At 44.3% G+C, this 19,073-nt stretch carries 13 protein-coding genes and 1 pseudogene; 5 read left to right on the forward strand and 9 right to left on the reverse strand.

Annotated elements, in window-relative coordinates:
* Positions 1-216: 216 nt before the first annotated feature.
* Positions 217-483, reverse strand: a complete 267-nt coding sequence (locus tag ACED46_RS15765) for a DUF2960 family protein (RefSeq protein WP_017063882.1) — start codon at positions 481-483, stop codon at positions 217-219.
* Positions 484-663: 180 nt separating this feature from the next.
* On the opposite strand from ACED46_RS15765, the gene ACED46_RS15770 reads away from it, so the two are divergent.
* Entirely contained in the window at positions 664-2,859 is a 2,196-nt protein-coding gene (locus ACED46_RS15770) for a diguanylate cyclase (protein WP_371721871.1), read from the forward strand.
* Positions 2,860-2,979: 120 nt separating this feature from the next.
* On the opposite strand, the gene ACED46_RS15775 is transcribed toward ACED46_RS15770, so the two are convergent.
* From ACED46_RS15775 to ACED46_RS15795, 5 genes are all read right to left on the reverse strand, one after another.
* Entirely contained in the window at positions 2,980-4,797 is a 1,818-nt protein-coding gene (locus ACED46_RS15775) for a bifunctional molybdopterin-guanine dinucleotide biosynthesis adaptor protein MobB/molybdopterin molybdotransferase MoeA (RefSeq protein ID WP_371721872.1), read from the reverse strand.
* Positions 4,797-5,381 (reverse strand): molybdenum cofactor guanylyltransferase MobA, encoded by a 585-nt coding sequence (gene mobA / locus ACED46_RS15780; protein WP_004733776.1) that lies wholly within the window; start codon positions 5,379-5,381, stop codon positions 4,797-4,799. Before mobA ends, ACED46_RS15775 begins: the two co-directional genes overlap by 1 nt.
* On the reverse strand, positions 5,359-6,078 hold the full coding sequence (locus tag ACED46_RS15785) for an energy-coupling factor ABC transporter ATP-binding protein (protein ID WP_004733775.1): 720 nt from the start codon (positions 6,076-6,078) through the stop codon (positions 5,359-5,361). The genes mobA and ACED46_RS15785 overlap by 23 nt, the downstream gene beginning before the upstream one ends.
* A 10-nt stretch (positions 6,079-6,088) precedes the next feature.
* The gene (locus tag ACED46_RS15790) at positions 6,089-6,787 is read right to left on the reverse strand and encodes an ABC transporter permease (RefSeq protein ID WP_017059610.1); all 699 of its coding nucleotides are present in this window, start codon (positions 6,785-6,787) and stop codon (positions 6,089-6,091) included.
* A gap of 210 nt (positions 6,788-6,997) precedes the next feature.
* Entirely contained in the window at positions 6,998-7,804 is an 807-nt protein-coding gene (locus tag ACED46_RS15795; protein ID WP_017068185.1) for a substrate-binding domain-containing protein, read from the reverse strand.
* Between the two features lie 302 nt (positions 7,805-8,106).
* Here ACED46_RS15795 and ACED46_RS15800 point away from each other — a divergent pair, with 302 nt between their 5' ends.
* From ACED46_RS15800 to ACED46_RS15810, 3 genes and pseudogenes are all read left to right on the forward strand, one after another.
* Complete coding sequence (locus tag ACED46_RS15800) at positions 8,107-9,570, forward strand: sigma-54-dependent transcriptional regulator (RefSeq protein ID WP_371721873.1); 1,464 nt, start codon at positions 8,107-8,109, stop codon at positions 9,568-9,570.
* On the forward strand, positions 9,560-11,587 hold the full coding sequence (locus ACED46_RS15805) for a cache domain-containing protein (RefSeq protein WP_371721874.1): 2,028 nt from the start codon (positions 9,560-9,562) through the stop codon (positions 11,585-11,587). The genes ACED46_RS15800 and ACED46_RS15805 overlap by 11 nt, the downstream gene beginning before the upstream one ends.
* A 281-nt stretch (positions 11,588-11,868) precedes the next feature.
* Positions 11,869-12,432 (forward strand): annotated as a pseudogene (locus ACED46_RS15810) (methyl-accepting chemotaxis protein); the annotation flags it as partial.
* Positions 12,433-12,562: 130 nt separating this feature from the next.
* On the opposite strand, the gene ACED46_RS15815 reads toward ACED46_RS15810, so the two are convergent.
* Positions 12,563-13,450, reverse strand: a complete 888-nt coding sequence (locus ACED46_RS15815) for a mechanosensitive ion channel family protein (protein ID WP_017059614.1) — start codon at positions 13,448-13,450, stop codon at positions 12,563-12,565.
* Position 13,451: 1 nt separating this feature from the next.
* The gene (locus ACED46_RS15820; protein WP_371721875.1) at positions 13,452-15,797 is read right to left on the reverse strand and encodes an ATP-binding protein; all 2,346 of its coding nucleotides are present in this window, start codon (positions 15,795-15,797) and stop codon (positions 13,452-13,454) included.
* A gap of 462 nt (positions 15,798-16,259) precedes the next feature.
* On the opposite strand from ACED46_RS15820, the gene ACED46_RS15825 reads away from it, so the two are divergent.
* Positions 16,260-17,843, forward strand: a complete 1,584-nt coding sequence (locus ACED46_RS15825) for an ABC-F family ATPase (RefSeq protein ID WP_009846736.1) — start codon at positions 16,260-16,262, stop codon at positions 17,841-17,843.
* 222 nt (positions 17,844-18,065) lie between these two features.
* Here ACED46_RS15825 and ACED46_RS15830 read toward each other — a convergent pair whose 3' ends face one another.
* A complete protein-coding gene (locus tag ACED46_RS15830; protein ID WP_017068189.1) occupies positions 18,066-18,887 on the reverse strand; it encodes a formate dehydrogenase accessory sulfurtransferase FdhD in 822 nt (273 codons plus the stop codon).
* Positions 18,888-19,073 lie beyond the last annotated feature (186 nt).

The following is a 19,073-nucleotide window of genomic DNA, read 5'->3' on the forward strand; positions in this document are numbered from 1 at the left end:
ATTACGTTAGACGGAATTTACGCTGAGCTTAGTGCTTAAGGTTCTGTCTATGAAGCTAGCTAAGGTTAGATAGTTAAAAGCACAAATAAAAATGCCGCAATCTCTTTCGAGGTTGCGGCATTTTTTATTGTTCGGTGCTTTCGTTTCTTTAGCTGTTAGCTGTTAACTACAAACGAAAAGCTAGAAACGACATATCAAGAAAAGAGCCAAGAGGGCTTACTTCTTCTTTTTACCAACACCAAGATTGTCTTTTTGCTTCAACGTAAGCTTAGTAAAGCCAAGCTTGCGGAAGTAGTTGTCTTGGTAGTTGCGAACCGCTTTAGTATCAGAAATCAACTCAAGCTGTTGCTCAGTTTTTAGATACTCAGAGATATCGATGCCTTCAGCTGCAGCAACAGCTTCTTGGATCGTGCGGTGTTCTTGTTTTGAAAACAGTAACTCTTTGTCTTCGTCTTTGTAAGTGTACAGAATGGTACGAGCCATGGTGCTCTCCAATAGAATTATTACTTTGCGCGCACTCTACATAAAAAGCGTACGTGGCTCAAGGTTATGATAAAAAATCTTGAAATATTAGCGATATCAATAAAGCGAGCAGTAAGTCGCAAAAATATTTTATGGTACACTAATCACAATTTATATGTTTGATCGGCTTAAATCTAATTTATGATCAACACGCTTTACCCTCAGATTATGGGAATCATCACTCGAATTCAAAACTATCCTGGAATCAAAGGATTAGAAGAAGTTGATGCGCGAGTAAGAAAGATATGCCGTGACCATAATCAACCGTTCCCAGAGTCTATTGCGCTTTTTCTGAAGGCGTACAAAAGTGATCGCCAAGACAATCTACTTGATGCTGTCGAACATTATAAAACCTGCTTAAATGCAACCCAACCAGAAGAAGTTCAACTCACTGTTTTCGTCAACGGTCTATTGGCGTCGGTTTATAACGATTGTGGTGAATACCAATCGGCTTATGCGTGTTATGCAAAGACGTTAGAGAACTTACATCTTGTTGATGACAATATTCGAGCGCTCATCTATTGCAACCTGAGTGACATGCATTTGAGCTTAGGAAAGTTCGAAGAAGCAAAACAGTATGCACGTAAAGCGGTAACGTCATCTCAGAATGCTAACCGCCAGCTAGATTGTGCAGTGAGCCACCTTAACCTCGCTTATGGTTGTGCGTATACCGGAGAATTTGACCAAGCGATTCGAGCAATCGCTGAAGCGAAGAAGATAGCCGAGTCACTCTCAAGTAATAGAACGTTCGCACTGTGTCACGGATACCTAGCTCAAACTATGGTTCAGCAAGGTAGGGTTCAACAGGGCTGTTTTGCTCCAAGTGACGTGCTTGATGTGTTTTATCAAGCGGAACAATATTTCCTGAAAATCAACGACGACCATAATCGAATGGAAAACTTGGTGTGTTGGTTTCAATATTTGGTGGAAATAGGGGAGCTTGAACAAGCCCAAGAAAGATGTCTTTTCCTTGAGCAGAACTTTGAGCTCAAAAACAGTTACCACTTCTATAGTATTTACGCGAAGACCAAGGCGAAAATCTTTCACCTTCAACAAGATTGTAATGGCCTTGCATCACTGCAAACGGAACATATCGAGCTTTCGGAAAAATACCTCAAGGCTTACGAACGCAAACAAAGCAACCGTATTCTACAAAGCGTGGACACTCTAAGAGACAAACAACAGCACGAAGTGTTTACCCAAATGCAAAAGTACATGGGCGCGATTACCGATATCGGTCAGTTCATTGCTACCGCTCCTGATCTGTATAGCGTGCTTCCTGAAATCCTCAGTAAGATAAACACGATTCTGCCGACGTTCGAATTTGGTATTGCGCTGTATGACGACGAGTCCGACATACTCGACTACCAATACTTTGTCGATACTCAAGGCTTGGTACAAAACCTCAAAGTCACTTGCCAAGATAACCAAACCGTCGGTACTTATGTAATTCGTAAACGAGCAACAGTGCATTTGAACAGCGTCACCGATGATGCGCTAGAGCCTTATGTTGACAAGGCCTCACGTAAAGATGACGACTTAGTGGTGGTTAAAGACAAACCAGACACCAACTCCATCATTCTGACGCCGATCATTCTCAATGAAAGAGTGATAGGGCTGTTGTCCATACAGCATCATTTACCCAACCAATACCAACAACACCATTGTCAGTTAATCGAGCATTTGGCGAGTTTCATTGCTGTCTCGCTTGAGAATCAAAAGCAAAGACAGCGCTTAGAGAGTGCCAATCAAACGCTTGAGGTATTGAGCACGACAGACCCATTAACGGGTTTATCGAATCGCTATCAACTCGACAAAATTACACCTGTGTTGATTCGTAATGCTTATACGCAAAAACGGTCACTTGCAGTATTGATGATTGATATTGATGAGTACAAAGCCTACAACGATTTTCATGGTCACTTACAAGGTGATGAAGCGCTTCGTATTCTTAGTCGTTTGCTGAGAAGTACATTCTCGGCCAAGAACGATTACTTGTTCCGATATGGCGGGGACGAGTTTATGGCAATCTGCTTTGGTCAAAGTAGCGAAGATATCGAAAAGAAAGTCGTTACTCTTAGAAATACATTGTATGAGTTGGCGTTAGTCAGTCCTAAAGCGATCAGAGCCAAGCAACTTACCTTATCAATCGGCGGGGTAAACGTTGAGCTTGTTAGCGACAACGTGGATAGCAACTTCAAGATGATTTGTGACATCGCAGACAAGCAACTGTATCGAGTGAAAGAAGGTGATCGTAACAATTATAATCTTATCGACTGCTATCTGAATAACTGCGACTTATCCAATTGTCCGTTAGATAAGCCCACGGTCGTTTAAACTAATCGGCATATCACTCTAGCTTTCTCTGTACGAACAAAAAAGAAGCCCGCTTATATCGAATATAAGCGGGCTTCTTTTGTATATTGAGAAGCTATGGTAAATCGAGGTCGTGCTAAATCAAACACGACCTTGCAGAGGAATGATCGTCACTGTCTCGCCAACTTTCACAGTATCAACTGCTGGAGAGATTTCGATTAAGCAGTTCGCTTCACTCATTGAACGCAGAATACCTGAACCTTGCTTGCCCGTTGTTTTCACTTCAAGCACGCCAGATTCATTCATCGAGAACACACCACGGCTAAATTCAGTACGGCCTTGGCGTGAGCGCAGTTGTTCAGTTGCTACAGCATTTGCTTTTACTGGTGTCCAGTTCGTTTGACCTTGAAGCTTGCGGATCGCAGGCTCAACAAAGTTAATGAACGACACCATCACAGCAACAGGGTTACCCGGTAAACCAAAGAACGGCTTGTTCTCAATCTTACCGTAAGCCAATGGGCGACCTGGACGCATGTTGATACGCCAGAAGTTGATTTCACCCAGTTTATCTAACGCAAGCTTGATGTAATCCGCATCACCAACAGACACACCACCAGAAGTCAAAACCATATCGGTTTCAAGCGACGCAGAATGCAGCACATCCATCATCTTCTGCTCATCATCTTCAATGATGCCGTAATCGACGATGTCACAGCCGAGCTTTTGAAGCATGCCGATGATAGTAAAACGGTTCGAATCGTAGATAGAGTTTGGTTTTTGCTCGTGACCCGGCGCTTGAACTTCATCACCCGTAGAGAACACACCCACTTTCACTTTACGCAGAACAGGGCAGGTACCAAAACCTAACGACGCCATCATGCCCATTTCTGGCGCTTCAATGCGTGTGCCACGTGTAAAGACAGGTTGGCCGATTTCTAAATCTTCACCTGCCATACGGACATTTTGTCCAACCGAGATTTTAGCATCAGGGAAGCTAACTTTATCGCCATCTTGGACGGCTTGTTCACGCATCACGACAACATCAACGCCTTCTGGCATTGGTGCGCCGGTCATGATTTTAACGGCTTCACCTTGTTGCACGATTTGCTCGTAGCTGTGACCCGCCATGACTTCAGCAACGATGTTGTAACTGTCCAATTCTAGATCTTCACTACGAATTGCATAACCGTCCATTGCAGAGTTAGTGTTCTGAGGCACGTTGATTGGCGAGATAACATCTTCAGCCAGAACACGGCCATAGCCTTGCTCTAAGGAAACAGATTCCGTCAAATCTAGAGCATCAATGCTATCAACAATTTTTTGCTGACCTTGAGTAACCGTTAGGCCGGCTGGAGAGAAAGAGTCGCAACACACAACTGGCATGTTGTCTTTTGAAGATGCACATGAAGCGACTTTATCTTTTTTCGAAGTAGAGTCGAACGATTGAGCGTATTCAATGATGAAATCACGAATTGCTTCTAAGTCGCTGATCGCCATTTGTGGCAGCTCTGATTCAACTTGGCTGTCTGCCGCGATAGCAATAATGTTGTTATCGTTTGGATATAACCAAGGTTTGCCCACTTCATCTCGGTGCAGTTCAATTTTAGGGAAGGCGATGTTCTTACAGCCTTCAACCAAAATCAGATCAAGCGTGTTGGTATCAAATCGAGTCAGCAGGTAATAAAAATCTGCTTCGGCTTCTGGTGTTTCTGTCATCATCACGTGACGATTACGAGAAGCAATCAACATTTGGTTCGCGCCCGCTTTACGTAAGCGGTAACTGTCTTTACCCGGCTTATCGACATCAAAATCGTGGTGAGCATGTTTTAACACGCCAACTTTTAAACCCGCATCAGTCAACAGAGGAAGCAGGGCTTCAAGTACGGTCGTTTTGCCTGTACCGCTATAAGCAGCAAAGCCCAATAAAGGAAGGTTAGGGCGTTGTTTAGAATCTTTCATTATTGAAGCGTTCCGAATTGGGTGAGTTCTTCTGGCGTGTTGAGATTAACAAAGCAGTTAGGAGAATCGCTGAAATCAACGTATTCAGTAACACACTCTTTGTATAGCAAGATGATTTTACGATCACCACGTTCCAAAAACGCTTCTAACTTTGGTAGAACACGTTTGTGGAATAGGGTGAATACAGGTTGCTTAAATTCGCCATCATGCGCGACAAGAATGTCGCTGTCTTCTTTAACTGCAGAACAAAAACGCTCAACAAGGTCGTCACTGATTTGTGGGCTGTCGCAAGGGACAAAGCCGACCCAGTCTGTACTCGCGTTTTTAAGGCCAGCATGAATGCCGCCCAATGGACCTGGATAGTCAGGGAAGGAATCGGAAACAACCGGAGCAAATGCTTGGTAACTGTCTAAGTTACGGTTGGCATTGATAGTGATGCTGACATCTTGCTGTGACAGCTTGTTTATAACGTATTGAATAAGCGGAGAACCGTTGAGCTCAACAAGTCCTTTATCTTTTCCGCCCATGCGGCTGGCCTGTCCGCCAGCCAAAATAACCCAACTAGTTTGCGTTGGAAGCAGCATAAATATTCTCTTGTGCTTTATCTTTCTGAATAACTTGCAGAAGCGGCGATTCGGTCAAAGTATTGTCTTTGATCCACCATTGCTTCTTACATAAGTCGGTTAACGCGTTAGTTTGGTGACTAGTGATGACTAAACTCGCGCCTCTTTGAAGAAGATCTTCGGCCATTATCACCAATCTTTCAATAGATTCTTTGTCTAAAGAGGCACTTGGTTCATCCATAAGCAAGATTGACGGCTTAAGAATCCAGGCTCGTGCCATTGCAACGCGTTGACGCTCACCACCAGACAACACAGAAATGTGTTCATCTGCCAAGGTTTCTAAACCTACCATTCTCAATGCATTAATTATTTGAGCTCGCTTATCTTTTTGGCTCTCTTTGTTAAAGCGAATGCCATAAGCGACATTTTGGTACACCGAACCATCAAAAAGATAGGGGGTTTGATGCAGGTAGATAATGTCTTTGAACTTGAGCCTAGGGAATAAGATCTGCTGCCAGCTTTGTGTCGGAGACTGAATGCGGCCAGAGCTGGGCTGAATCAATCCAGACAATATTTTAAGTAGGGTCGTTTTACCCACACCATTATCTCCTTTGAGATAAATGGCATCGTTGGGGCCGATCGACAATTCGGGAATATGGAACAAAACACGCTCTTTGTAGCGCATTGAAATTTGCTGCGTTGTTATTTTTATACTCATGACAGCGTTCCTAAGTTCTTAAATAGCCTTTTCCTCTCACACTGGAAAGGAAAAAGTTAAGGGCTAATGCCAATGCTAATAACACCATACCGAGGGCGACGCCTTGAGCGAATGCGCCTTTGTGGCTTTCCATAGCGATAGCTGTTGGGATGTTTCTTGTCATCCCCATAATGTTGCCACCGACCATCATTGAACAACCAACCTCAGTGACGATACGAGAGAAGGCAGCGATAGTTGCAGCTAAAAGAGGGAAGCGCGTTTCCCAAATTAACGTACACGCCACACGAGTCGTTGATACGCCAAGCGTGCGCGCCGTTTCAACCGCTCGGCGGTCACTGGCCTGCAGAGCGCCGTGCATCATCGCGACTAGGATTGGGAAACAGATCAGCATCTGACCTAGAATCATCGCCTTTTGGGTGAACAGTAATTCCCAATCACCTAACGGGCCAGAGCGAGAGAGCATCATGTACATCAACAAACCGATAACCACGGTTGGGATAGCTTGCAGGGTGTTGATCACCGATAATAATGCCCACTTCCCGGGGAACTCGGTATAAGCCAATAAGAAAGCCATGATGATTGCAGGAATAATCACTAATGAGATGGCGGACAAAGATACGCTGAAAGATACCGCGACGATTTTCCACAATTCGTGGTCAAAACTCACTAGTAGGTTCATTGCATCAATCGTTGTTTGCCATAGGGTCATGAAGTATCTCGTGTGAATCGATAATAGGTCTTTATCGGTAATGACTGATGTTAATCATAGCTGACACAATATTATTGAGCCTATATTGGCCAGCTATTGTTTCTTTAAATGCTTCAGTTAACTGGTTAGTTAAGCGTAGTGCTAATTGGAATTAGTACTTACAACAAACCATTCTCAGCTTGTTATAAACGAATCTACGCTGACGAAAAACTACTCTGCGCTCGCTACAAACAGCTGTTTGCCATGCAGTTTAAAGTCGTTAATCAGTTTCTGACCTTTAGGGTTCACCAACCAATCACTGAATACTTTCGCTGCTTGGTAGTTAATGCTTGGGTAGCGCTCTGGGTTAACAAGGATTACTTGGTAAGGGTTGAATAGGTTCTTGTCACCTTGGAAAAGGATTTTAAGATCCAGTTTGTTTTGGTAAGCCAACCATGTGCCACGGTCTGTCATGGTGTAGCCTTGCATTTCAGACGCCATGTTCAGAGTAGGGCCCATGCCTTGACCAACACTGCGGTAGCCACCAAAGTTTGGTTCCATTTTGGTCTGTGCCCAAATGCCCATCTCTTTCTTGTGCGTGCCTGAATCGTCACCACGAGACACAAACGTCGCGTTGTTGGTTGCGATTGCTTTGAATACATCAGCTACAGCTTTTTGAGATTCAATTTTTGCTGGGTCACTTTGAGGGCCCACAATCACAAAGTCGTTGTACATCAGCTTACGAGGTAAAACGCCGTAGCCTTTTTCTACGAAATTCGCTTCAGCTTTTGGTGCGTGAGTCATTACCAAATCAACATCACCATTTTCGCCCATGCGAAGTGATTTACCGGTACCCGCAGCTAGAACATCAACCTTGATACCAGAATCTTTTTCGAACTCAGGCAATAAGTAGTCCAGTAGACCAGAGTGATAAGTACTTGTGGTTGTCGCCAACTTAATATGAGTGGTGTCTTCCGCGCTGCTAGCCGTGTAACTGACGATAGATAGAGCTGCAATAGTTAGGGGAATTGCTTTCATTATTATTATGTCCATTCTGTTATAAATGAATGACATGCCTTCAATTTTAAAGGGCTCAAAGAGGGCATGTGCATAAGACGCTAATTGTTGTAATTAGAAATCTACACCTTATAAGCAATCTTAATGCCAACAAATAATGCATCAGATTTCATTAAATTGCTGTTATTTCGGACAAAACTGAGTCTTTTACCCCGTTAAAATGAATCAAAACATGAGCTAGGACAAAATGTCGCACATTGTCCCTGTTGGAGAAAAGGTTAATTGGTACACTCTGTCCCAACTTTTCTCACCGGCTAATCATTATGTCTTTACCTAGTTCATCTGCATCCAATCTCAACCCGAACACATTGACTCAGTATCAGGCGTTTTCCGTCTTGGTGGTCGATGATGAATTGGGTATGCAGGCTATCTTAAAGAAAGCACTGGGTAAGTTCTTTGGCAAGGTGTCGAGCGCAGGATCGGTTGAAGAGGCTGAAACGCTGCGTTCGAGCGAACATTTTGATCTGATTGTCCTTGATATCAACCTACCAGGCCGCTCTGGCATTGAGTGGGAAGAGGCGTTTAACGACAACGACAAACGCGCCGATGTGATTTTCATGACGGGTTATGCCGATCTAGAGATGACCATATCCGCGCTTAAGCTTGGTGCTTCAGATTTTATTCTTAAGCCGTTCAACCTCGAACAGATGATACAAGCGGTTCTGCGTTGTATGGATAAGCGACTCGACCAAAGAATGCAGTACGCGTTGAAGCGTGATGTGAGTCGTCATATCAAGACTGAACTGATTGGCAATTCAGACAAGACCAAACAACTTAAATTGCTGATCAGTCAATTTGCACCGTCTCGAGCGTCCGTCTTGATAGAAGGTGAGTCGGGTACCGGCAAAGAGCTGGTTGCTCGTGGTGTACATGAAGCCAGTAAACGCACAGGTCCATTTGTGCCAATCAACTGTGGTGCGATTGCTCCAGAACTTCTAGAAAGTGAACTGTTTGGACATACATCAGGCGCATTTACTGGTGCGAAGAAAAACCGTGAAGGTCTTTTCCGAATCGCAAGTGGTGGCACCTTGTTCCTTGATGAAATTGGTGAAATGCCACTGCCAATGCAAGCTGCATTGTTACGCGTGTTAGAGCAAAGAACCATTCGTCCAGTCGGTAGCGAGAAGGAAATTTCCGTTGACGTACGAGTGGTGGCGGCGACCAACCGAAATCTTCAAGAAGAGGTCGATAAAGGGCACTTCCGCCGCGATCTGTTCTACCGACTCAATGTACTTAAGATTGATGTGGTGCCATTGAGAGAGCGCCCGTCAGACCTGATTGAACTTGTTCCATACTTTACTCGTCTTTTATCGAGCGAGCTTGGCATGCCAGTTCCAAATTGGGCACATGAAGATATCTTGGCGTTGAACGAATACGAATGGCCGGGAAATATTCGTGAACTTAAAAACTTAGTCGAACGATGCATTCTTTTAGACAAGCCACCAGCACACTATTGGCGCGAGATTAATGGTGATCCTGTTCCCGCTAGCATTTCAGTGACGGTGTCACATGGTGCGGAAATGCCAAACTTGAATAATGCAGACGCTGCCGAGGGTTATCCAAACACTTGGACACTCAAAGAAGTAGAAAAATCTCATATAGAACAGCTGGTTAGTTTTCATGATGGCAATAAATCGGCAGCTGCAAGAGATCTTGGCGTCGCACGTAAAACGCTAGAGCGTAAGTACAAAGATTGGAACACAGAAGGCTCTGAATATGCCGATTAGACGTCGTTGGTGGTCAAAGTGGGCGTTCCGATTCAAAACCATGGTTCGCTACCGATTATTATTCCTAACATCAGCTCCGATCATTCTGACCTTGTGCGCGCTTGTGGCTATCACACTGTATTGGTCAATACATTACACGTGGCAGGGCGCTCTGATTGATGTTGATGAACGCTTGGATGTTGCCGATAACAGTATTCACCTGATCCAAAATCAGCAAGCATACAACGTTCGTGCGTTCGCCGAGTCTTATAACTTTCGAACCAAACTCGCGAGTGATCTTTCACACGAAGAGCTAACTCGCTGGGTGTCTGAGAACAAATCTCGCTATGAGCTCGATTTTCTGCGCTGGCGCAGTGTCGAGAGCATGGAAAAGAAACTCGAATATCTAAACTTAACTCACAAGCCTTCATTTTTCAGTGTCTTAAGCCGTAATGAACTCAATTATCTCGATCGTGACCTCGCTAAAAAAGCGGAAGTTCCGATGCTCAACGGGCAAGAGGTCGAGACTCGCGGATTGGTAAGCCGAACCGTTGTATCCATCAAAGATGAACATGATCATGTGATTGGTTTTCTGGATGGTGGGATCTTACTGAATAACAGTACTCAACTTGTTGACCAAATCAGTAACCTTATCTATCCACAACGAGAAGGTTTTAATCGTCATATAGGAACGGTCACGGTTTTCCTTGATGATCTTCGTGTTAGCACCAACGTGCCTTTGAGCAGTGAAGACAGTGTAGGGCGCGCCATTGGTACGCGTGTTTCTCACGAGGTTCACTCGAAAGTCTTGAATGAAGGTAAAGAGTGGCTAGATCGAGCGTATGTTTACGATGCTTGGTACATCACGGCTTACCAACCAATCCATGACCAGTTTAATAACGTGATCGGCATGCTTTACACCGGTTATTTGATTTGGCCGTTGATAGAAACCTACTTGACCAACCTTGGCGAAATTAGCATTACCATTGTGTTGCTGTTGTTGGCATCCGGTTTGATCGTTCACCGTGGTGCGCGTGATCTTTTCAACCCAATTGAACGCATTCATAAGGTCGTTAAGTTAGTCCAGATGGGGCAAGACAAGCGAATTGGTACGCTAGGTTTGGATGATCAACACGAACTGACACTGCTCGCTAAACAGTTCGACAAGATGTTGGATCTACTGCACGAGCGTAATCAAGAGATTCAACAAGCGGCGTCTGAACTTGAGTGCAAAGTGCATTCTCGTACCGCGAGTTTGAAAGAGAAAACCGAAGAACTTGAACTGCACATCAAACTGCTCAATCAAGCCAGAGATAAGCTGGTGGTCAATGAAAAACTGGCCGCATTAGGTGAATTAACGGCGGGTATTGCTCATGAGATCAATAACCCAACCGCCGTGATTCTTGGCAACGTTGAACTGATGAAGTTTGAACTGGGCGATGAAGTGAGCCGTGTAGACGAAGAAGTCCACGCGATCATGGAGCAGATTGACCGAATTCGAAATATCACACGAAGCCTGCTTCAATACAGCCGTCACGGCGGCGTACAAGACGAAATTACGTGGCAACATATCAATCCAATTGTCGATGAAAGTATTACGCTTGTAAAAACAGGCGCTAAGAAGAAAGGCATTGTGTACGTATCACAACTGAATGCTAAAACCTCAGTCGAAGTGAACCGAAATCAATTGCTACAGATTCTGGTTAACCTACAAATGAACGCGATTCATGCAATGGACGGACATGGCACGTTAACCATTTCGAGTGAAGACTGGGTTGAAAATGGCGTGTCTCATGGCGCTATCGTTCATGTTCAAGATGAAGGCTGCGGTATTAAGGAAGAACAACTGAAACGCATCTTCTCGCCATTTTATACCACCAAACGTGATGGCACGGGCTTAGGGTTGTCAGTGTCTCAGAGTATCTTGAGCCAAACTGGCGGCGAGATCCGAGTTGAATCGGAGGTAGGTAAGGGAAGTTGCTTTAGTATCTACCTTCAACAGAAAGCGACACCTCAATTGCTAGTATCAAACCTATAAGTTCTAAGAACTTATTCACTGACATTATCATCTGATAATACTTCTAACGCGCTTGGGCTATTACACGAACGTTTTAGCCCAAGCACGAAAATCCCGCACTACTAATCTATCGCAGACTAAATCTCAACCTCTGTCGGTTTGACGAGCACCTCTTTTTGGTTATGTAACACAGTGTATATCTTTTGATCTTGATGCATATCATCTGAACTGTACGAAATTTTGATACCTTGACCGAAATCCATAATCAAAACAAATAATAAAGTCAGTCAGCTATGAAATTAAGTAACGCGAATAACTTAGTCAGAGATCTGCAATCAGGCGTGACTGAAATAAGCCAAGTCGTTGGTGTGATTCGTGATGTATCAGAACAAACGAACTTGTTAGCGCTCAACGCAGCAATAGAAGCGGCACGTGCAGGAGAGCAAGGCAGAGGATTCGCAGTGGTTGCTGATGAAGTTCGAAATCTTGCTAGCCGCACTCAAAATTCAACTAACGAAGTGCAATCCACGATTGAGAAACTGACTCAACAAGCAGAACGGACCTTTAAGGCAATGCAAAGCAGTAACGAGAAGGTTGATCACAGTGTTGTCGCGTCTAACGAAACTCGTCAACAACTCGATGTGATTGTGAATGAACTGCATAACGCCAATGACATGGTGGCACAAATTGCCGCAGCCTCGGAGCAGCAAAGCACGGTAGCCACTGAAATGAGTGAAAGTGTTACTGGGATTCATCTCGCTGCAAATGAGGTACTCCAAGCCTCACAATCGCTCGCAGAAGACAGTCAGAAAATGGCGAACACTACAGAACACCTTACTGAGCAATTGAAATACTTTAAGGTTTAGCATCAATAGGACTATTAGCTTAAAGATAAAAAGCTCATAAAAAACACCTCCGCACTTGCGATAAATTCGGAGGTGTTTTTATTTATGGCTAGCCATTTGCTATAAGCAACAAACGTCTAAAGCATCAAGCCTAATGCGCCGCTACTGAAATTTTCGGTGGGTTGATGTTGTGCTTCTTAAACTCTTTCATCACACGCAAAGTAATGTCGGTTTCAAACAGCTTCTCATACGCAGTATCCACAACGTAAGCCTTACAAGTTAGCTGTATTGCTAGGTAGTTATCGGTAATCGTCTGTTTAACCAAAACCGTTACAGGTTTCGGCAAGTGGATATAACGACTTGAAGACGCCGCTTCTTGAATCAGATCGCGGGCTAGGGTGATGTCTTCATCCATACCAACGTAAAACGGAATCACCACCTGCATGTCCAACGCACCGTAGTTACCACTGGTGGTCACTTCATTTAAGAACTTGTTGTTCGGAATGGTAATGATGTCATCGTTCAGGGTTCTCATTCGCACTGAACGCAAACCAATGGTAATGATATCACCGTAGTTGCCTTCGAACGTGACGCGGTCACCAACTTGAAAGGGCCTATCAATCATTACCGTGATGCCCGCGATGAATGAAGCTGCCAAATCTTTAAGCGCAAAGCCGACTGACACGGCGAGGGTACCACCAATCAAAGCCAGTATTTGGTCGTTGATTCTAAAGCTCATCATGAACACGATAAGACCTGTGCTCACATAGATAAAGAACTGAGTAAACGACTGCAGTTTCTGTAGCAGCATTCGGTATTGCACGAATTGGCTACCAAAACTGGTCACCATCGAGTTGATAAACTTAAGCAGTAACCACATCGCCGCAATAACGATCATGGAGAAGAACACGCCGCTCCATCGCACTAGACTCGCTATCTTTGAGATGTTTTCTACATTGGCTAACTCTTCCGTCGCAAAGATCGGGAAACTGACAGCACTTGCCAAGCCAACAAATAGTAGGATAAATAACTTCTTCATTTTACTTCACCAGTAGATGTTGACGGTCGAGAACGTTAGTAATGTGGCGGAACCAGTGCTCGGAAATTCGAGCCTTTTCTTCATGCCAACCAATATAACCACGGCTTTCAAAGTAACGCAGAATGCCGGTTATCTCAGCCGTGCTTAGCTGCGTACAATCAGACAAGACTTCCGGAGACGCGATTTCCAACTGCACGATAGAACGAAGCACAGCCAGCATAGGTTTTGGCATGTTTTCTAGTTCTTGTGCTTCTGGAACATGGAACAAGCGCACCACGGCTTGATCGGTATCTTTGTTTCGATTCAATGAGAGTCGGAAGAAGCGCAACGCAACGGTAGGGTTACCATCAGAGTAATGCCACAAGATTCGGTAGAAGCCTTGGCGTGCGCGATCTTCCTCGCTCATGTCATCTTGGTCCCACTGTTTAGGCACCACCAAACCATCAAACGATAACGGCTTCTCAAGCTCCGTATTAATACGGCTATTTAGAAGCTCACCGACTTGTTTCTCTGTCCAACGCGGAAGGAAACACACCAAGTCAAACAGCAAACGTTCGCCACGCGCTCGATCGACAAACCGCCAGCTTGATTTGGCGATCGATATCACGACACGGTGGTTCTTTTTAGAACGACGCAGTAGATTGGTTAAACGTATCAGATCAGACAATCCGCCAACCATTGGCTTAACTAGACGTTGTGCATTATCGATCGCAATCAAGTACGTGGTCTTGCTTTTACGAAGGTGAGCCAAGATCTGAATCTCAGTCGCTTTTTCTTCCAAGCCGATGCTCACCGCTAGATGCGCTAACAGCTCTTGATAACCAGCGTAAGGGCAACTTACGTAGACAGGTTCAGCGTTAGAGACTTTGTGCAGCAGTGTATAAAGCAGCGTTGTTGCGCCCACACCACGTTCACCTGAAACAATACAGATAGCAGGGCTGTCTGACATCAAGTAGCGAGACAGTTGCTTAACCTCATCACCGGCGTAATCAATCAGCGTGCTGTCGATATTACCCGGAAGAATGTATTCATAGGTTTGATCGCCTTTGATTCGAACCAAGTTTTGCTGATTCTTGTCAAGGTCAGACTGCTTAGCCACTTCAATTCTAAACAGGTACGCCAAAGCTTGGCTAAACAGTGTGTAATTAGACAGTAAGGCCATGATGCGGTGTTGGAAGTTGTAAACACTCAACCATACGATGCCAATGGCCGTCGCCAATATATTAAGTAAGAAGGTATCCTTGCGGTTTACTGCCCAGTTCCCCCATACCGGACGATCAGAGATGTGTTGCAGCGTATCGAAGACTTTCGCACGCCATAATCTAAGCACTGAAATGGTAACCAGTACAAACCAGAAAAATAGGGCGCTGTAGATCCAGCTATAGATAGTGCCTTTGCCTAGCGTGATACTCGATATTTGCAAAGTCACACCCGCAACAATGAAGCTCCAAACATAACGGCGAATGGTCGATAGGCGCAGCGCAATCACTTCTTGATTAGATGTGCGGCCCAAACGATACGCAAATTCCAAAATAAAGCTGATAGCAATCGAACCACCTAGAATCCACCAAGTGAAGATCTCAAGGAAAATCAGGTGTTGCAGGCTAGGGATGCTGGAGAGCACTCTTAGAGAAAGCGTAATCGCAATTAACCAAGCAATCGCACGATCAGCGCGGCTGATGTACCAGATCACACGTACTAAAAATGGAGGGTTCGTTTTCGCTTCAAGAAAATTAATTCTTAACAACTCAATCAAACGAGTGCTATTGGCAAGCCACCACGCTAAACCAAAATAGATAAACAACACTTTTAACGATGCACCAATCACAGGCACTGGCGAAATAAAGATGTCTTTAACGAGCGCTTTAAAGCTACGAATTTGGAAGTAAACAAGATACTCAATGTTGAGCTTGGTTAATTCCCACTCTTGCTTAAATTGAGTTACGCCGTAGGGGCCAAAACCGGTTAGGCGCTCTTTATTAGCGGAATTCGTCTGCTCTAACAGGTGTTGCTTGCTCACATTCAAGCTATTCAAAGTGACGTAACTGGTTTGAACGGCAAACCATTGATCGGCGTCGTTGTTCGCTCTGTAGGCTTTTATCTGTTGCTCGAAGGTTTTGATTTCCTGCTTTTGAACTTGTAGCACTTCAGCGAGCAATATATTGACTTGGCGTCTGTCCGACGGTTCCATAAAGAGGGGGTCGGGTAACGAATCAATTCGATCATCGAGATCAACAGCAGAATCGGATACCTGCGGCTGAGATTGTAAGTCATATTCCAAGTTGGCATGACTAGGCCAAGAGAGAATGGCCAAAGTGAGGATTAAGAAGCGCGATAGTGAACACATAAAAGTCTCTTAGAATTATGAGGTTAGGATTACTATAGTTAGATAATCTGACTTTGTGAAATCCAACCCCGTGTCGGGGGCGAGTACTTTATTCCTGTTTCGAGCGATTTTGTCATGAAATTGTCAGGGATTAGGCTAGTATTTGAGCATCTTTATTATGTCTTCTGTTGCGTTGATCGGGTTGGCTTTTACTGTGACCAATCAGCATACGATATATTCAATGGTTGGCATGATTTGGGACGTTATATACCGCCCATTATGGTGCGCTGTTCGATATTTTGTTTTTCCTTAAAATCGACGGTTTTACGGCGATAAATAGAAAACCAAAAATGTGAGTCAGTTCAAACTATGATTTGGCTAGGTTATCACTCACTTAATGGCCAGTAATTGCAATCAATACTTGCAGTTAAAGCCCTGAACAAGTAACGTTGCGGCGTTTTTCACATTAAAAAGGTAATGGCATTGATCTCCACAGCAAATATCACCCAACAATTCGGCGCTAAGCCACTTTTCGAAAATATTTCAGTTAAGTTCGGCGAAGGCAACCGCTACGGTTTAATCGGCGCGAATGGCTGTGGTAAATCGACGTTCATGAAGATCCTATCTGGTGAACTTGAGCCAAGTGCTGGTAACGTAAGCTACGATCCAAACGAGCGCGTTGCTAAGCTAAACCAAGACCAGTTTGCTTACGAAGAATTCACGGTAATCGACACGGTTATCATGGGTCACAAAGAGCTTTGGGCTATTAAGCAAGAGCGTGACCGCATTTACTCTTTGCCAGAAATGAGCGAAGAAGACGGCATGAAAGTGGCTGACCTTGAAGTTCAGTTCGCTGAAATGGACGGTTACATGGCAGAAGCTAAAGCTGGTGAGCTTCTTCTAGCGGTAGGTATTGAAGAATCAATGCACTTCGGTCTGATGAGCGAAGTAGCACCGGGTTGGAAACTTCGTGTTCTATTGTCTCAAGTACTGTTTGCAGACCCGCATATCATGCTTCTTGACGAACCAACGAACAACCTGGACATGGACACCATCAAGTGGTTGGAAGACACGCTAAACCAACGTAACTGCACAATGATCATCATTTCGCACGACCGTCACTTCCTAAACTCTGTTTGTACACACATGGCTGACCTTGATTACGGCGAACTTCGTCTATTCCCAGGTAACTACGATGAGTACATGACGGCTGCGACTCAAGCTCGTGAGCGTCTACTGTCTGACAACGCTAAGAAGAAAGCACAAATTGCTGAACTTCAAACGTTCGTATCTCGTTTCTCTGCTAACGCATCTAAAGCGAAGCAAGCAACGTCACGTGCTAAGCAGATCGATAAGATCCAACTAGACGAAGTTAAAGCGTCTAGCCGTCAAAACCCATTCATCCGTTTCGAACAGTCTAAAGAGCTATTCCGTAACGCACTTGTGGTTGAAAACCTATCTCAAGGTTTTGAAGAAGACCTATACAACAAGTTCGACGGTATTTTCGAAGTAGGTGAGCGTGTTGCTATCATCGGTGAGAACGGTGTGGGTAAAACAACACTACTTAACACACTAGCTGGCGCTCTTGAGCCTCGCACAGGTGAGTACAAGTGGTCTGAAAACTCAAACATCGGTTACTACGCTCAAGATCACGCACACGATTTCGAGACAGACATGAACTTGTTTGATTGGATGAGCCAATGGCGCCAAGAAGGCGAAGACGAGCAAGTTGTTCGTGGCTTCCTAGGTCGTATGCTATTTGGTCAAGACGACATTAAGAAATCTGTAAAGGTTATCTCTGGTGGTGAGCAAGGTCGTATGCTTCTTGGTAAGATCATGATGCATAAACCAAACATCCTGCTAATGGATGAGCCAACAAACCACATGGATATGGAATCTATCGAAGCGCTTAACTTGGCTCTTGAGAACTACAAAGGCACATTGTTCTTCGTATCTCACGACCGTGTATTCGTAGACTCGCTTGCAACTCGTATCCTTGAAATCAAAGATGGCAAGATCAACGATTTCCGCGGTACTTACGCTGAGTTCTTGAAAGCACGCGGCTAAGCTTTAAGTTAGCCTTAGTTTTCAACTCTATGCGTTGGAAATTAAGCTATAAATTGAAAATTAAAAACGCCGTCATACTAAAAAGCATGACGGCGTTTTTGTATCTAGCTAAGTTTCTATGTATTTATCCTTGATGGGTCACTAACTATTTACATCAGAACTTTACAATTAGAAGCGGTTAGTGAATCACCAATCAAACCTACGCTTTTTTCCGACTGCTGATTATTCACCTTTCACATCAAAGTCAATCTTGTCTGCACCCGTGAACACTTGGAAGCGTAAACCTTTAGCGCGAGCAATCGTAGTGATGCCGAACTTCTGCGCTAAATCTAAGCCCATTTGTGTAACGCCAGAGCGTGACAGTAGAACAGGGATTCCCATCTGCGCAACCTTAATCACCATCTCAGACGTTAAACGGCCTGTGGTGTAGAAGATCTTATCTTCACCTGTCTCTTTGTTAAGCCACATCTCACCAGCCAATGTATCAACGGCATTGTGTCGGCCAACATCTTCAACAAACGATAGAACCTTGTCGTCTTTGCAAACAGCACAGCCATGAACCGCACCCGCTTTCTTGTAGGTGTCGTTATAATGAGTCAGCGCTTCTAGAGCCGTATAGATTTCAGATTGCTTAATCTTGGTTTGAGGCACTTGGTAATCTTCCAATTGCTTCATCACGTTGCCATACATGGTACCTTGGCCACAGCCAGAGGTAACTGTCTTCTTCTTAAGCGCTTGCTCAAGTTGGCTCGTATCTTCTTTGGTGATAACCGCTGCTGAGCTGGTTTCCCAGTCGATGATGATTGATTCAACGGCTTCTGGATCAGAAAGGAAGCTTTGGTTTTTCAAATAACCCAAGACTAATGCTTCCGGGCGTGAACCCAATGTCATTAGAGTTACGATCTCTTTCCAGTTCAACATAACGGTAAGAGGGCGCTCGCACGCAATTTGTTTCGTTAGCTTTTCGCCATATTCATCAAACACTTCAACTTCGATGGTCTGAAGTGGGTTTTCACTGGTTTTTATTATGTTTGGTTTTACCACAGTCACGTCCTACTTAATGAGATAGCGATTATAAGGGATAAGAAGTTAGGCAAGAGTCATCATACGACTCTTTAGAATACATGCGTTCTCTGTCACTTAGTCAGTCTTAGCTTTAACTCAAGCATTTAGCAATTCTCATTCCAAAATAGCGGCTATTCGAGAAAACATGAAGCATTCGATTAAAAT

This window comes from Vibrio sp. 1S139 (assembly GCF_041439475.1).
Taxonomy (GTDB): Bacteria; Pseudomonadota; Gammaproteobacteria; order Enterobacterales; family Vibrionaceae; genus Vibrio; species Vibrio crassostreae_C.

What these genes read in the sequence shown, in the direction of transcription:
- ACED46_RS15765 (WP_017063882.1), bottom strand. Translation starts at nt 483, where the DNA reads ATGGCTCGTACCATTCTGTACACTTACAAAGACGAAGACAAAGAGTTA.
- ACED46_RS15770 (WP_371721871.1), top strand. Translation starts at nt 664, where the DNA reads ATGATCAACACGCTTTACCCTCAGATTATGGGAATCATCACTCGAATT.
- ACED46_RS15775 (WP_371721872.1), bottom strand. Translation starts at nt 4,797, where the DNA reads ATGAAAGATTCTAAACAACGCCCTAACCTTCCTTTATTGGGCTTTGCT.
- mobA (WP_004733776.1), bottom strand. Translation starts at nt 5,381, where the DNA reads ATGCTGCTTCCAACGCAAACTAGTTGGGTTATTTTGGCTGGCGGACAG.
- ACED46_RS15785 (WP_004733775.1), bottom strand. Translation starts at nt 6,078, where the DNA reads ATGAGTATAAAAATAACAACGCAGCAAATTTCAATGCGCTACAAAGAG.
- ACED46_RS15790 (WP_017059610.1), bottom strand. Translation starts at nt 6,787, where the DNA reads ATGACCCTATGGCAAACAACGATTGATGCAATGAACCTACTAGTGAGT.
- ACED46_RS15795 (WP_017068185.1), bottom strand. Translation starts at nt 7,804, where the DNA reads ATGAAAGCAATTCCCCTAACTATTGCAGCTCTATCTATCGTCAGTTAC.
- ACED46_RS15800 (WP_371721873.1), top strand. Translation starts at nt 8,107, where the DNA reads ATGTCTTTACCTAGTTCATCTGCATCCAATCTCAACCCGAACACATTG.
- ACED46_RS15805 (WP_371721874.1), top strand. Translation starts at nt 9,560, where the DNA reads ATGCCGATTAGACGTCGTTGGTGGTCAAAGTGGGCGTTCCGATTCAAA.
- ACED46_RS15815 (WP_017059614.1), bottom strand. Translation starts at nt 13,450, where the DNA reads ATGAAGAAGTTATTTATCCTACTATTTGTTGGCTTGGCAAGTGCTGTC.
- ACED46_RS15820 (WP_371721875.1), bottom strand. Translation starts at nt 15,797, where the DNA reads ATGTGTTCACTATCGCGCTTCTTAATCCTCACTTTGGCCATTCTCTCT.